Here is a 14,133-nt window from a genome sequence, read left to right as displayed (position 1 = left end):
CCCTGATCAGGGCGCCGGTTTCCGTTTCAGCGCGACAGCGTCTTCATGGACGCTTCGGGGTACCGCTCCCCCGCGACCGCGTCGGCCGGGACAGCCGCCTCGATCGCGGCCACGTCCTCGGCGGTCAGCTTCAGGCCGACGGCCGCGACGTTCTCTTCGAGGTACTTGCGCCGCTTGGTGCCCGGAATCGGCACGACGTCGTCACCCTGAGCCTGCACCCAGGCCAGCGCGAGCTGCCCGGCGGTGACGCCCTTCCGCTCGGCCAGCGCGCGCAGCGCCTCGACGATCGCCAGGTTCCGCTCCAGGTTGCCATCGGCGAACCGCGGCTGGAGCGTCTGCCGGAAGTCACCCTTCTCGAAGTCCTCTTTGGACTTGAAGCGGCCGGTCAGGAAACCGCGGCCCAGCGGGGAATACGGCACCAAGCCGATGCCGAGCTCCCGGCAGACCGGGACGACCTCGTTCTCGATGTCGCGCGACCACAGCGACCATTCCGTCTGCACCGCCGTCACCGGATGCACGGCGTGCGCCCGCCGGATCGTCTCCGGACCGGCCTCGGACAACCCGATGTGCCGGATCTTCCCCTGTTCGACCAGCGAGGACAACGCGCCCGCGGTCTCCTCGATCGGCACGTCCGGGTCGACCCGGTGCTGGTAGTAGAGGTCGATGTGATCGACGTTCAGCCGACGCAAGGACGCCTCGACCTGTTGCCGCACATAGAATTCGTCGCCGCGGATCCCGCGCTTCGAAGGGTCGGCCTCGTCGCGCACGATGCCGAACTTGGTCGCCAGCACGACCTTGTCCCGCTTTCCGGCCAGCGCACGGCCGACCAGTTCCTCGTTGCGGCCGAAGCCGTACATGTCGGCGGTGTCGATCAGGGTCACGCCCAGGTCGATCGCGCGGTGGATCGTCGCGATCGATTCGGTGTCGTCACCTTGGCCGTAGAACTCGCTCATGCCCATGCAGCCGAGCCCCTGCGCGCCGACTTCCAGTGTGCCGAGCCCGCGGGTGGGCAGGGTTGAACCCGTCATGATTTCTCGCAATTCTCTGGTGTTTTACTTGCCGGCCGCGCGGGCGAGCCGCTCCGGGTACCGTTCACCGGCGATCGCCTCGACGGGCGCGGCCTTTTCGATGGCCTCGATGTCCACTTCGGACAGTTCCAGCTCCGCGGCGGCGGCGTTCTCTTCGAGGTACTTGCGCCGCTTGGTGCCCGGGATCGGCACGACGTCGTCGCCCTGCGCTTGGACCCACGCCAGCGCGAGCTGCCCGGCGGTGACGCCCTTCCGCTCGGCCAGCGCGCGCAGCGCCTCGACGATGGCCATGTTGCGCTCGAAGTTGCCCTCGGCGAACCGGGGCAGGCCGCGGCGCATGTCGTCCGCCGGAAGGTCCTTCACCGAGGTCACGCTGCCGGTGAGGAAACCGCGGCCGAGCGGCGAGAAGGGCACGACACCGATGCCCAGTTCGCGGGTGGTCGAGCGGATTTCGCCTTCGATGCCGCGCGTCCACAGCGACCATTCGCTCTGCAGCGCCGTCACCGGGTGCACGGCGTGCGCGCGACGGATCGTCTCGGCGCTGGCCTCGGAAATCCCGGCGAAGCGGATCTTGCCCTCCTCGACCAGCTCCGCGAGCGCGCCCCAGGTCTCCTCGATCGGCGTGTTCGGGTCGACGCGGTGCTGGTAGTAGAGGTCGATGTGGTCGACGTTCAACCGGCGAAGGGACTCTTCGCAGCTCTGCTTGACGTACGCCGCGTCGCCGCGAGCGGACATCCCACCGTCCTTGTCCCAGACGATGCCGAACTTGGTCGCCAGCACGACCTGGTCCCGCTTGCCCGCGATGGCCCGGCCGACCAGCTCCTCGTTCGCGCCGGCGCCGTAGACGTTCGCGGTGTCGAGCAGGGTCACGCCCAGTTCGAGGGCGCGGTGGACGGTGGCGATCGACTCCGTGTCGTCGTCGCGGACGCCGTAGGCCTGGCTCATCCCCATGCAGCCGAGCCCCTGCGCCCCGACTTCCAGACCGCCGAGCCTCCTGGTGCTGATCACGCTGAAATTCCCTCCACGGTGGCGCCGATGCCGAGCACGCTGCGCTCCACCTGGTCGTAGTGGTCGATCTTGTAGTCGAGGATGTCGAGACAGGCCTGCAACTCGGCGATCCGGTCGGCGACGGATTTGCGCTGGTCGACGAGGATCGCCTTGCGCCGCCCCGCGCTCGGCGCCCCGTGGTGACGCAGGGCCGCGTACTCCCGCATGCGCTTGATGGGCATACCGGTCAGGCGCAGCTTGGTCAGGAACCCCAGCCACCCGAGGTCGTCGTCGGTGTAGGCGCGGCGGCCCGCGGCGTCCCGCGCCGGGGGCTCGACGAGTTTGATGCGCTCGTAGTACCGGAGAGTGTCGATGGACAGTCCGCTACGTCGCGCGGCTTCCGCTATCGAGTAGCTCATGTGAACGACAGTACGACCTGGAGTGCGCTCCAGGTCAACTCCGAATCCGAGCCATTGATAACAGCGTTGCGTTACCCTCTGCTCATGCCCCGTCCCAGGACGCACGACGAGAACCTCCGGCTGAAACTGCTGGACCGCGCCGGTGAGCTCATCTCGGCCGACGGCCCGAAGGCCCTCAGCCTCCGCAAACTGGCCGCCGACGTCGGTACGTCCACCACGGCGGTCTATTCGCTCTTCGGCGGGAAGACGGATCTGGTCGCCGCCCTCTTCACCGAGGGCTTCCGCCGCTTCGGCCTGCGGATGTCGGGTGTTTCCCTGACCGGCGACCCGGTCGAGGACCTCGTGCGGCTCGGCGTCGCCTACCGCGAAAGCGCGCTGGCCGACCCGCACCTCTACGCGATCATGTTCACGAAGTCGGTGCCGGGTTTCGAGCCGGCCGAGGAGACATCCGGCCAGGCCCGCGCGACGATGGCGCCGTTGGAGGAGACGATCCGCGCGGCCGTCGCGGACGGCGTCTTCCTCGACGTGCCGCCCGAGGTCGTCACGGTCGCCTGCTGGGGTTTCGTGCACGGGCTCGTGTCGCTGGAGCTGAACGGGAACCTGCCGGAGGAGTTCACCGTGAGCGCGGCTTACGAGACCGCGCTGCGGGCGAACGCCTCCGGCTGGCTGCGCCGCTGACGCCCTCCTCCGCCACTTCGCGTTTAGCCCGCTAAACGCGATCCGGCGGCCGAGCGCAGTTAGCGGGCTAAACGCGATCTGCCCCTTCCCACCGGAAGTCCGTGAAGGCCTCCTTGCCTACCTTCAGGGTAGGGAAGGAGGCCTTCACTACCCGCGGCCTCGCCGCTTCGCGGATCGCGTTTAGCCCGCTAAACGCGATCCGGTCGGTCAGGCCGCCCTGCTCAAGTACATGAAGGCCCCCATGCTTGCGCCTAGCTCCGTGAAGGCCCCCTTCATGTACTTCCCCGACGCGCGCGAAGCGCCAGTCGCGTTTAGCGGGCTAAACGCGATCCGGCCAGTCGCGGTCAGTAGAGCGGCAGGGTGCCCTGGTGGAGGATCGCTCCAGCAGCGTCCAGGACGGTGATCCCCACCTTCGCGTTCTCGTAGTCGCGGCTGACGTCATCCGGGACCCAGGCCCCGAACGTCCCGGCCCCCACCGTCGCGTCGACCGTCTTGCCGGTCCCGAAGTCGAGCTTCACGACGGCCGCGGCCTCGGGCACGACCCCCACGTACGAGTTCCTCGGTTTCACGCTGTTCCCGTCCTGGTCGACCCTGCCGACCGTTTCGGTCCGCAGCGTGTGGATCGCGCCGGGAGACTTCGGCAGATCCGGGAACGTCCGGTAGTACTCGTTCTGGCCTGCCCGGTACCCGATCCCTCCTTGGCACACGACGGCCCGGTCGCCCGAGCGAGCGGCGACCACCTTGACGTCATCCACTTCGAGAAGCGCTCCGACCTGGTAGGCGTCCGCATCGGGCAGTGCCTCGGACGCTCCTTCCGTGCAGGTCTTGAAGAACTCGCCCGCCGGGGTGGCTCGCTCGGGCACCGGGGACACCGGCCGGTCGATACTCGACACAGCCGGCTCCGGCGCGGGCGGCAGAAGGTACGGCGCCTGGTACTCGTTCGGCCGCGACTGCTCTCCCTGCGTCGGCCCGACCGAGTACGTCGTCCGCGAGACCTTCATCGACCCCAGGTGCACGAACAGGTTCCCCGGCCGGAAGATCGCGGTCTCCATCACGGAGGAGGAGCCGTCGTTCTTGCCCGTCACCTCCAGTTTCGGCCAGTCCGGATCGGCGATACCCGCCACCGTCCCGGCCGGCGTCGCGAACAGAGCCGCCGTCCGCGCACCCCGGGTGTAGACAGGAACGGCCGCCGGATCCGACACCGTCGCCGTCATCAGGGTGGTCTCGCAGAAGAACGGCTTGTCGTCCGCCGTGATCGCGACGACGGTGACCTGCGTCCACGCCGGGGACACCGTGAAGCGCGGCACCCACTCGTCTCGGGCGGGGAAGTCCGCCGCCCTGCCTCGCTTCTGGATCGCGGCCCAGCACCGGTCCATCGCCGCCACGGCCTTCGGCCAGTCGAGGGAGAAGTCAGGGTTCGCGACGACGGGACCCGGCCGGTCCGGCTCCCGGATGAGCACGGCCGTCACCAGCGCGCCCGCGAGGACCAGGACGACGGCGGCCGCGGCGGCGGCGACGATCGGCCGGCGCCGCCGCACGGGTTTTCCCATCCCCTCCCGCAGGGACATCCGCAGGTTGTCCAGCACTTCCGGAGGGAGTTCACGCCTGCCGGGCAGGCCGAGGTCGTCGGTCATTTCTCCTCCAGGGCGACCCGCAGCTGCGCGCGGGCCCGCGAGATGTGGGCGCGAACGGTCACCTCGGCGACGCCGAGCAGTTCGGCGGCGTCGGAAAGGGAGAGATCCCCGAGGAGGCAGAGTTCGACGGCCTGGCGTTGCGACTTCGGCAGCTTCGCGACCAAGGCGAGCACTCGCCGGAGGCGCTCCTCGCCGTCGAGCTGGTCGACGACGGTGTCGGCGTGGTCGGACACCGACCTGGGTTCCGGCAGCCGCCGGACGAGCCGGAGCCGCCGCCCTGAGCTGCGGCTTTCGCTGAGCGCGAGGTTCCCCGCGACGGTGTACAGCCAGGGCAGCGCGCTGTCGCGGATGAGCGTGATGTCCGCCCGGCGCCGCCACGCGGTCAGGAAGGTCGTCGACGTCAGGTCTTCGGCCGACGCCCACGACCCCGTCAGCCGGTACGCGTGGTTCCACACGGACTGGGCGTGGCGTTCGAAGAGCTCGGTGAACGCCCCGTGATCACCGCCCGCGGCCGCCTGCCAAAGCTCCGTGTCGCTCCTGCCGGGAGGAGGTCCGCACGAGTCCACCGGCACCCCCACCGATCCGGTCGCTGTTCTGGTCACATCCCTCAGTGACCGGCACCCGGCGAACTGTTGCGAACGGCACCGGATCGCGTTTAGCCCGCTAAACGCGATCCGGCGCAGAGCGCGGTTAGCGGGCTAAACGCGATCCGGCAGGTCAGACGGCGCCGTACTGCCGGTCTCCCGCGTCCCCGAGACCGGGCACGATGAACCCGGAGTCGTTCAGCCGCTCGTCGATGCTCGCGGTCACCACGCGCAGCGGCAGCCCGGACTTCTTCAGGTGCTCGATGCCTTCGGGTGCGGCCAGCGCGCAGATCGCGGTGACGTCGGTGGCGCCCCGGTCGGTCAGCAGCCGGATCGTGTACTCCATCGACCCGCCGGTCGCCAGCATCGGGTCGAGCACCAGCACCGGCCGGTCGGCGAGCGATTCGGGCAGCGATTCGAGGTACGGCGTCGGCTTGAGCGTCTCTTCGTCGCGGGCGAGGCCGACGAAGCCCATCTGGGCGTCCGGGATCAGCTTGTGCGCCTGATCCGCCATGCCCAGGCCTGCCCGCAGCACGGGCACCAGCAGCGGCGGGCTCGCCAGCGCGTAGCCGTCGGTGCGCGCCACCGGCGTGTGGATCCGCTCGATCCGCACGGGCATGTCACGCGTGGCTTCGTAGACCAGCATGACGGTCAGTTCGTGCAGCGCCGCGCGGAAGGCGGCGCTGTCGGTGCGCGCGTCGCGCATGGTGGAGAGCCTGGCCTTGGCCAGCGGGTGATCAACGACGTGCACATCCATGCGAGTCAATTTACTGCCGCGCGAACCAGCCGACCCAGCGGCGCTGCCACGGCGTCTCCACCGAACGTTTGTCGTGGTTCGCCCGCGCCCAGGCCACGGCCTCCTCGGCGGTCAGCCCGCCGAGCGTGGCAAGACAGGACAGCACGGTGCCGGTCCGGCCGACCCCGCCGTAACAGGCGACCTCGACGCCTTCCCCGGCCACGGCCCGCTCGTGCAGGTCCACGATCCGCCGCCGCGCGTCCGCCCAGTCCGTCGGCAGCAGGAAGTCCGGCCAGCGGATCCACGCCCGCTCCCAGTCCATTTTGTGATCGTGCTTCCGGCGCAGCTTCGCGCCGCCCAGATACAGCCCGAAATCCGGCGAAGGTCCGTCCGGCCAGGGCCGACCCAGGCCCCGTCCCCGCACTTTCGCCCCGTCCGGCAGCTCCACGGCGCCGGGTAGTGAGTTCCCCATCACGGGAGAATGCCACCCCTCGGCCGGAAGGTGGACGCCTGGCCCCTCCACCAGCGCTAGGCTCCCGCACGTGAGCGAAGAGCCGGCCTTGCCAGGACCCGAACAGATGCGCATCTCCGACGCCGACCGCGAGCAGGTCGCGCAGGTGCTGCACGCGGCGATGTCCGAAGGGCGCATCACCATCAACGAGCTGGAAGAACGGCTCACGGTCGTCTACGCGGCCAAGACCGTCGGGGACCTGAAACCGGTCACCGCGGACCTGCCGCGGCAGTCTCGGTCGGCGATCGAGCCCGCGACGTCCCGCGCGCTCGGCCTGCCCGACGACCGCATCGGCGGCCACCCGGGCTCCGGTGCCTCGATCGCCGTCATGTCCGGCGCGTCGCGCAAGGGCAGCTGGGTGGTCCCGCCGCAGCACAACAGTTTCGCGTTCTGGGGTGGCGCCGAACTCGACCTGCGGCACGCGCGGTTCGCCGAGAAGCACTCGACGATCACCGCGGTCGCGATCATGGGCGGGATCGACATCATCGTGCCCGACGACATCAACGTGGACGTCACCGGAATCGGCTTCATGGGGGCCTTCGAACTGGAGGACCGCGCCGGGACGCCCGCCGCGCCGCCGACAGCGCCGACCGTGAAGATCACCGGCCTCGCGTTCTGGGGCGGCGTCGTCGTCAAGCGGAAACCGCGTAAGAAGGAAGTACCCGAAATCGAGATCTGAGCCGAACTGGGGGGTTCATCCGATGCGCCGAAGTTTCGTCGCCATCACTTGTGCCGCACTGCTTTCCGTCACCGCCTTCCCGGCGGCGGCGGCCGAAAAGACCGACCCGCGCCAGACCGCGATGGACGCGGCGGTCGCCGCGGGCATTCCGGGAATGGTCGCCGTCGCCGACGACTTCCGCGGTGCCAGTGGCGCCGCGAAGATCGACAGGCCCGGCAAGCCCGACGCGTCGGGCCGCTGGCGGGTCGCCAGCGTTTCCAAGGTGTTCGTCGCGACGCTCGTCCTGCAGCTCGTGGCCGAAAAGCGCCTCGGGCTGGACGAGCCCGTGCAGCGCTACCTGCCGGGACTGCTGCCGTATCCGGAGCCGATCACCGTCCGCCAGCTGCTCCAGCACACCAGCGGCCTGCCGCGCGACCTCGCCCCCGAGGACACCTGGGCGTCCGGACCGGAGATCGACACCGAACGCTTCGAGCACTTCGACAGCGACGACCAGATCCGCCTGAGCGTGTCCAAGCAGCCGCTGCAGTTCAAGCCGGGGACGAGCTGGGCGTACTCCAACACCGGCTACAACGTCCTCGGCCTGCTGGTCGAGAAGACCACCCGCAAGCCGCTCGAACGCGCGCTGGCCGAGCGCATCACCGGCCCGCTGCACCTGCGTGACACCTCGCTCCCGCGTGACTTCCCGTTCCTGATCGGCGCGGCCGCCCACGGCTACGAGCAGCTGTACGACGCGCCGCGCGGCCTCACCGACGTCACCACCTACAACTACTCGCGCTACTTCGGCGCGGGCGGCGTGGTGTCCTCGGGCAAGGACCTCAACCGCTTCTTCGAGGCTCTGCTGGGCGGCCGCCTGCTCCCCGCCGACCTGCTGAAGCAGATGAAGACGACCGTCCCGGCGGGCAACGGCCTGGAGTACGGCCTCGGCCTGATGAAGCTGAACCTCAAGGTCGCGGGCTGCACGGAGGACCACATCATCTGGGGCCACGCCGGTGACCTGCCGGGCTTCGCCACCCTCAGCTTCCACGACGAGTCCGGCAAGGACATCTCCACGCTGGCCACGGTGGACCTCACCGTGTCACCGGAAGCCGCGCTCAAGCGCCAGCTGCCGATGGTCAACGAGTTCTGCACCCCGGTGCTGCCCTCGGCCATGGCCGCCGCCCAGCCCCCGGTGCCCAGCCTGTAGGCCGCTTACACTCACCCGTATGACAGCTACGACCAGCTCGTCAGCGGCGACGGGGACCCCGTCGCCGCTGACGGACGCGACTCGCGACGAGGCGAGCCTGCGCCGGTTCCTGCACGGGCTGCCTGGTGTCGACCAGGTCGGCGTCGAGCAGCGGGCCGCCGGACTCGGCACGCGCAGCATCAAGAAGGCCGCCAAGCTCTGGGCGATCGACACCGCCATTTCGATGGTCGACCTGACGACCCTCGAAGGCGCCGACACCCAGGGCAAGGTCCGCGCGCTCGCGGCGAAGGCCAAGCGGCCGGACCCGGAACGCCCGGACACCCCGCGGGTCGCGGCCGTATGCGTGTACCCGGACATGGTCGAGACGGCTGTCGAGGCGCTTCGCGGCACCGGCATCCATGTCGCGAGTGTCGCCACCGGCTTCCCCGCCGGGCGCACGAGCCGCGAGATCAAGCTGGCCGACACCAAGATCGCCGTCGACGCCGGAGCCGCCGAGATCGACATGGTGATCGACAGGGGCGCCTTCCTGGAAGGCCGCTACCTGGAGGTCTTCGAGGAGATCCGGGCGATCAAGGCCGCCTGTGGCAGCGCTCACCTCAAGGTCATCCTCGAAACCGGTGAGCTGGCCACCTACGACAACGTCCGCCGCGCGTCCTGGCTCGCGCTGCTGGCGGGCGGCGACTTCATCAAGACCTCCACCGGCAAGGTGTCGCCCGCCGCGACGCTGCCGGTCACCCACGTGATGCTGCAGGCCGTCCGCGACTGGTTCGTCCAGACCGGTGAACTGCGCGGCGTCAAACCGGCCGGTGGCATCCGGACGACCAAGGACGCGATCAAGTACCTGGTCGCGGTGCACGAGGTCGCCGGCGAGCAGTGGCTGAACCCGGATCTGTTCCGGTTCGGGGCGTCCAGCCTGCTCAACGACCTCCTGCTGCAGCGCCGCACCCAGGCCGACGGCCACTACAGCGGCCCCGACTACGTCACGGTGGACTGATCCATGGGCATCTTCGAGTATGCGCCCGCGCCCGAATCGCGCGACCTCGCGAACCTCAAACCGCATTACCGGCCGTTCGTGAACGGTGAGTTCGTCGACGGCTCGGGTGAGCCGCTCAAGACGATCAACCCGGCCACCGAAGAGGTGCTGGCCGAGGTCGGCACCGCGTCGGTGTCCGATGTGGACATCGCGGTGAAGGCCGCACGCAAGGCGTACAACAGTGTCTGGTCCAAGATGCCGGGCTCCGAACGCGCCAAATACCTGTTCCGCATCGCGCGCCTGATCCAGGAGCGGTCGCGGGAGCTGGCCGTCCTGGAAAGCCTCGACAACGGCAAGCCGATCAAGGAATCCCGCGATTCCGACGTGCCGACGGCCGCCGCGCACTTCTTCTATCACGCGGGCTGGGCCGACAAGCTCGACTACGCGGGCTACGGTCCGAACCCGAAGCCGCTGGGCGTCGCGGGCCAGGTCATCCCGTGGAACTTCCCGCTGCTGATGCTGGCGTGGAAGATCGCGCCCGCGCTGGCCACCGGCAACACCGTGGTGCTCAAGCCCGCGGAGACCACGCCGCTGACGGCGCTGGTGTTCGCCGAGATCTGCCAGCAGGCCGAACTCCCGCCGGGCGTGGTCAACATCCTGCCCGGCGCCGGGGACATCGGTGCCGCGCTGGTGGGCCACGGCGACGTCAACAAGGTCGCCTTCACCGGCTCGACCGAGGTCGGCAAGGCCATCCAGCGCCAGATCGCGGGCACCGCGAAGAAGCTGACGCTGGAGCTGGGCGGCAAGGCGGCGAACGTCGTCTTCGACGACGCCCCGCTGGACCAGGCCGTCGAGGGGATCGTCAACGGGATCTTCTTCAACCAGGGCCACGTCTGCTGCGCGGGCTCACGCCTGCTGGTTCAGGAGTCGATCGCCGAAGAGGTGCTCGAAAAGCTGCGCCACCGCGTCTCGACGCTGCGGCTGGGCGACCCGCTGGACAAGAACACCGACATCGGCGCGATCAACTCCGCCGAGCAGCTGGCGAAGATCAAGGGTCTGGTGGAGTCCGGCGACGCCGAGGGCGCGGAGCGCTGGACCAGCCCGTGCCCGGTGCCGGAACGCGGTTTCTTCTTCGCCCCCACGGTGTTCTCCGACGTCCAGCAGTCGATGCGCATCGCCCGCGAGGAGATCTTCGGGCCGGTGCTTTCGGTGCTGACCTTCCGCACGCCGGACGAGGCCGTCACCAAGGCGAACAACACGCCGTACGGGCTTTCGGCCGGCATCTGGACCGAGAAGGGCTCGCGCATCCTGTGGATGGCGAACCAGCTCCGCGCCGGTGTCGTCTGGGCCAACACGTTCAACCGCTTCGATCCCGCCGCGCCGTTCGGCGGCTACCAGGAGTCGGGTTTCGGCCGCGAAGGCGGACGCACCGGACTGGAGGCCTACCTCGATGTCTGACCGTATTTCGGTAGCCAAGACCTACAAGCTCTACATCGGCGGCAAATTCCCGCGCTCGGAGTCGGGCCGCGTGTACCCGGTCACCGACAGCAAGGGCAAGTTCCTGGCGAACGCCTCGCACGCGTCCCGCAAGGACGTCCGCGACGCGGTTTCCGCCGCCCGCAAGGCTTTCGGCGGCTGGTCGGCGGCGACGGCGTACAACCGCGGCCAGGTGCTGTACCGGGTCGCGGAGATGCTGGAAGGCCGCCGCGAGCAGTTCGTCGCGGAGGTGTCCGCGTCCGAAGGCGTCGCGGCGAAGAAGGCACAGTCCATTGTGGACGCGTCGATCGACCGCTGGGTCTGGTACGCGGGCTGGACGGACAAGATCGCGACCGTGCTCGGCGCGGCCAACCCCGTCGCGGGGCCGTACTTCTCCTTCACCGTGCCCGAGCCGACGGGTGTCGTCGGCGTGCTGGCGCCGCAGCAGTCGTCGCTGCTGGGTCTGGTGAGCGTGCTGGCCCCGGTGCTGGCGACGGGTTCGACCGCGGTGGTCGTCTCCAGCGCGGACAGGCCACTGCCCGCGATCACGCTTTCGGAGGTCCTGGCGACGTCCGACCTGCCCGGCGGCGTCGCGAACATCCTGACCGGACGGGCGTCGGAGCTGAGCTCGTGGCTGGCTTCGCACGGCGACGTCAACGCCCTCGACCCGACCGGCGCGGAGCCTTCCGCGCGGGCGGACCTGGCGCGTGACGCCGCCGGCACCGTGAAGCGCGTCCTGACCGTGCCGGACGCCGAGCCGGACTGGACGGCCGACGCCGACATCTCGCGGCTGCGGCGATACCTGGAGGCGAAGACCGTCTGGCACCCGCTGGGCGTCTGACCTCCGCATTTCGTCCTCTGAATGCGCTGGGGCCGGATCGCGTTTAGCCCGCTGAACGCGATCCGGTCTCAGGGGTCCAGGTCGGATCCGGTCAACGCCCTGCCCGGAAGCGGCTCGGTCTTCCCCGCCCGGAGACCGTCGATCATGATCCCGATGCAGCGCCGCATCGCGATCCGCGCGACCTCTTCGCCCTTCCCCGGCATCTGCCGCAGCAACGTCGCGAACAACATCGCGACGTCCCCGGTGCCGACGTCTTCGCGGAGCCTGCCCTCCGCCTGCGCGCCCTGGACGAAGCCACCGAGCACCACCAGCAGCTCGTCACGCAGGGCCTTGATCGCGGGATCGCTCCTGAGGATCACCAGCGCGCGGGGCGACACCATCGCGAGCTGGATGCTCAGCTGCAGCTCCATCGACTGGTGCAGCAGCCGGATCAGGGCGTCCCAGTTCGAAGGCTCCTCGTCCTTCGCGGCCTTCGCGTCCCTGAGCACCCTGTCGAAGTTGTCGACGGCGACCGCCCTGATCAGCGCGTCGCGGTCCGGGAACCGCCGGTAGAGAGTGCCGACGCCGACGCCCGCCGAGCGCGCGATCTCCTCCATCGGGACCTCGGCGCCTTGCGCGGCAAAGATGGCTCTCGCGGCGGCCAGGATCTGATCCCGGTTCCGGCGCGCGTCGGCACGCAAGCGGGTCTCGGGGTCGGCTGTCATGGTCCTCGCCTCTCGAAGGTCCTTCAGGGCCGTGATTCTCGCACGTAAGGGCCTTCCCTTCACGCTTCCCGGGAAACCACCCCTTCGCGAGTGGACGACCCGCCTCCACTTGAGTACCTTGGGGTCATAAGCGGAATGAAACCATCCGCATACGTTTTGGGGCCCCCTGTCCGATATCGCCCGAACCCACCCGACATTCCGGGAAAGGACAAACCCGATGACTGACGTCGAGGAAACCACCGCGAACCTGCCGCTCATGCGGAAATGCCCGTTTTCCCCGCCACCGGAATACGAGACGCTTCGTACGGAAAGCCCGATTTCCCGGGTCGGCCTCCCTTCCGGGCAGACCGCTTGGGCGCTCACCCGGCTCGAGGACATTCGCGAAATGCTGAGCAGTCCGCATTTCAGCTCCGACCGGCAGAATCCGGACTTCCCGTTGATGATCAAGCGGCCCGTCCGCCGCGAGGAAAAGCCGTTCCGCGCGTCCCTGATCTCGATGGATCCGCCGGAGCACAGCCAGGCCAGGCGTGACGTCGTCGGGGAATTCACGGTCAAGCGCATGAAAGCGCTCCAGCCTCGAATCCAGCAGATCGTCGACGAGCACATCGACGCCCTGCTCGCGGGCCCTCAACCCGCCGATCTCGTCCAGGCGCTTTCCCTGCCGGTGCCGTCCCTGGTGATCTGCGAACTGCTCGGCGTCCCCTATTCGGACCACGAATTCTTCCAGGGCTGCAGCTCCAAGCTGCTCAACCGGGAGGTTCCCCCCGAAGACCGCCAGGTGGCGTTCGAACAGCTGGAAAACTATCTCGACGAACTCGTCAGCAAGAAAGAAGCGAACGCCACCGAGGACGACCTCCTCGGCCGCCAGATCCTCAAACAGCGGGAAACGGGCGAAGCCGACCACGACGAACTCGTCGGCCTGGCGTTCTTGCTGCTCATCGCCGGTCACGAGACCACGGCGAACATGATTTCGCTCGGCACCGTGACCCTGCTGCGGAATCCCGACCAGCTGGAGAAGATCAAGGCGGACCCGGGCAAGACCCTCGCCGCGATCGAAGAGCTCCTGCGGGTCTTCACCATCGCCGAGACTGCGACCTCACGCTTCGCGACGGCGGACGTCGAGATCGGCGGCACGCTGATCCGGGCAGGTGAAGGCGTCGTCGGCCTGAGCAACGCGGGCAACCACGACCCGAACGGCTTCGAGAACCCCGACGACTTCGACATCGAGCGCGGGGCGCGGCACCACGTCGCGTTCGGGTTCGGGGTGCACCAGTGCCTCGGCCAGAACCTGGCGCGGATGGAACTCCAGATCGTGTTCGATACGTTGTTCCGTCGTATGCCGGGGATCAAGGTCGCCGTTCCGGTCGACGAGCTGCCGTTCAAGCACGACTCGACGATCTACGGCCTCCACGCCCTCCCGGTCACCTGGTAGGAGGAGCCATGAAGATCATCGCGGACACCGGGAAATGTGTGGGCGCGGGCCAGTGCGTGCTCACCGATCCCGACCTGTTCGACCAGAGCGAGGACGACGGGACGGTCCTCGTGCTGAACGCCGAGCCCGAGGGGGAAGAGGCGGAGGAGAACGCGCGGACCGCCGTGCACATCTGCCCTGGTCAGGCGTTGTCGCTCGCGTAGGGGACGGTCAAGCCAGGCCTCACCGAAGTACATGAAGGCCCCCTTCCTTGCGCCTGGCGCAAGGA

16 protein-coding genes are annotated in these 14,133 nt (G+C 68.9%); 8 read left to right on the top strand and 8 right to left on the bottom strand.

The window, feature by feature from the left end; all coding sequences use genetic code 11:
* Positions 1-26 precede the first annotated feature (26 nt).
* From ACFWMR_RS27405 to ACFWMR_RS27395, 3 genes are read right to left on the bottom strand one after another with little or no spacing between them, the layout of a single operon-like run.
* The gene (locus ACFWMR_RS27405) at positions 27-1,028 is read right to left on the bottom strand and encodes an aldo/keto reductase (protein ID WP_378380428.1); all 1,002 of its coding nucleotides are present in this window, start codon (positions 1,026-1,028) and stop codon (positions 27-29) included.
* Positions 1,029-1,052: 24 nt separating this feature from the next.
* Positions 1,053-2,036, bottom strand: a complete 984-nt coding sequence (locus ACFWMR_RS27400; protein WP_378280216.1) for an aldo/keto reductase — start codon at positions 2,034-2,036, stop codon at positions 1,053-1,055.
* On the bottom strand, positions 2,033-2,434 hold the full coding sequence (locus ACFWMR_RS27395; RefSeq protein ID WP_093934943.1) for a MerR family transcriptional regulator: 402 nt from the start codon (positions 2,432-2,434) through the stop codon (positions 2,033-2,035). Before ACFWMR_RS27395 ends, ACFWMR_RS27400 begins: the two co-directional genes overlap by 4 nt.
* A gap of 84 nt (positions 2,435-2,518) precedes the next feature.
* Between ACFWMR_RS27395 and ACFWMR_RS27390 the strand changes: the two genes are divergently transcribed.
* Positions 2,519-3,112, top strand: a complete 594-nt coding sequence (locus ACFWMR_RS27390; protein ID WP_093934944.1) for a TetR/AcrR family transcriptional regulator — start codon at positions 2,519-2,521, stop codon at positions 3,110-3,112.
* Positions 3,113-3,456: 344 nt separating this feature from the next.
* Here the strand turns inward: ACFWMR_RS27390 and ACFWMR_RS27385 are convergent, their stop codons facing one another.
* From ACFWMR_RS27385 to ACFWMR_RS27370, 4 genes are all read right to left on the bottom strand, one after another.
* Positions 3,457-4,746 (bottom strand): hypothetical protein, encoded by a 1,290-nt coding sequence (locus ACFWMR_RS27385; RefSeq protein WP_378380427.1) that lies wholly within the window; start codon positions 4,744-4,746, stop codon positions 3,457-3,459.
* Positions 4,743-5,318: an RNA polymerase sigma factor gene (locus tag ACFWMR_RS27380; RefSeq protein WP_378380440.1), complete on the bottom strand. Its 576-nt coding sequence runs from the start codon at positions 5,316-5,318 to the stop codon at positions 4,743-4,745. Before ACFWMR_RS27380 ends, ACFWMR_RS27385 begins: the two co-directional genes overlap by 4 nt.
* A 145-nt stretch (positions 5,319-5,463) precedes the next feature.
* Positions 5,464-6,087 carry a uracil phosphoribosyltransferase gene (upp, locus tag ACFWMR_RS27375; RefSeq protein WP_378380426.1) on the bottom strand — a complete coding sequence of 208 codons (624 nt, stop codon included), beginning with the start codon at positions 6,085-6,087 and terminating at the stop codon, positions 5,464-5,466.
* 10 nt (positions 6,088-6,097) lie between these two features.
* Entirely contained in the window at positions 6,098-6,538 is a 441-nt protein-coding gene (locus ACFWMR_RS27370) for a protein-tyrosine phosphatase family protein (RefSeq protein ID WP_378380425.1), read from the bottom strand.
* Positions 6,539-6,644: 106 nt separating this feature from the next.
* Here ACFWMR_RS27370 and ACFWMR_RS27365 point away from each other — a divergent pair, with 106 nt between their 5' ends.
* Genes ACFWMR_RS27365 through ACFWMR_RS27345 form a run of 5 tightly spaced genes read left to right on the top strand, consistent with a single transcriptional unit; the run spans position 6,645 to position 11,729 of the window.
* Complete coding sequence (locus tag ACFWMR_RS27365) at positions 6,645-7,256, top strand: DUF1707 SHOCT-like domain-containing protein (RefSeq protein ID WP_093934947.1); 612 nt, start codon at positions 6,645-6,647, stop codon at positions 7,254-7,256.
* Between the two features lie 22 nt (positions 7,257-7,278).
* Positions 7,279-8,439, top strand: a complete 1,161-nt coding sequence (locus tag ACFWMR_RS27360) for a serine hydrolase domain-containing protein (RefSeq protein WP_378380424.1) — start codon at positions 7,279-7,281, stop codon at positions 8,437-8,439.
* A 19-nt stretch (positions 8,440-8,458) separates the two neighbouring features.
* Entirely contained in the window at positions 8,459-9,433 is a 975-nt protein-coding gene (deoC, locus tag ACFWMR_RS27355) for a deoxyribose-phosphate aldolase (protein WP_378380423.1), read from the top strand.
* 3 nt (positions 9,434-9,436) lie between these two features.
* Positions 9,437-10,870, top strand: coding sequence for an aldehyde dehydrogenase family protein (locus ACFWMR_RS27350; RefSeq protein WP_378380422.1), 1,434 nt, complete (start codon positions 9,437-9,439; stop codon positions 10,868-10,870).
* Positions 10,863-11,729, top strand: a complete 867-nt coding sequence (locus ACFWMR_RS27345) for an aldehyde dehydrogenase family protein (RefSeq protein ID WP_378380421.1) — start codon at positions 10,863-10,865, stop codon at positions 11,727-11,729. Before ACFWMR_RS27350 ends, ACFWMR_RS27345 begins: the two co-directional genes overlap by 8 nt.
* A 68-nt stretch (positions 11,730-11,797) precedes the next feature.
* On the opposite strand, the gene ACFWMR_RS27340 is transcribed toward ACFWMR_RS27345, so the two are convergent.
* Positions 11,798-12,433 (bottom strand): TetR/AcrR family transcriptional regulator, encoded by a 636-nt coding sequence (locus ACFWMR_RS27340; RefSeq protein ID WP_378380420.1) that lies wholly within the window; start codon positions 12,431-12,433, stop codon positions 11,798-11,800.
* A gap of 217 nt (positions 12,434-12,650) precedes the next feature.
* On the opposite strand from ACFWMR_RS27340, the gene ACFWMR_RS27335 reads away from it, so the two are divergent.
* Together ACFWMR_RS27335 and ACFWMR_RS27330 are read left to right on the top strand one after the other, a co-directional pair.
* The gene (locus ACFWMR_RS27335) at positions 12,651-13,865 is read left to right on the top strand and encodes a cytochrome P450 (RefSeq protein WP_378279130.1); all 1,215 of its coding nucleotides are present in this window, start codon (positions 12,651-12,653) and stop codon (positions 13,863-13,865) included.
* Positions 13,866-13,873: 8 nt separating this feature from the next.
* A complete protein-coding gene (locus ACFWMR_RS27330) occupies positions 13,874-14,068 on the top strand; it encodes a ferredoxin (protein ID WP_034304647.1) in 195 nt (64 codons plus the stop codon).
* Positions 14,069-14,133 lie beyond the last annotated feature (65 nt).

Origin of the sequence: Amycolatopsis thailandensis, assembly GCF_042723255.1 — a bacterium.
Lineage (GTDB): Bacteria > Actinomycetota > Actinomycetes > Mycobacteriales > Pseudonocardiaceae > Amycolatopsis > Amycolatopsis thailandensis.
The sequence above is the reverse complement of the archived record's forward strand: the minus strand, read 5'-3'. Positions and strand labels throughout refer to the sequence as shown.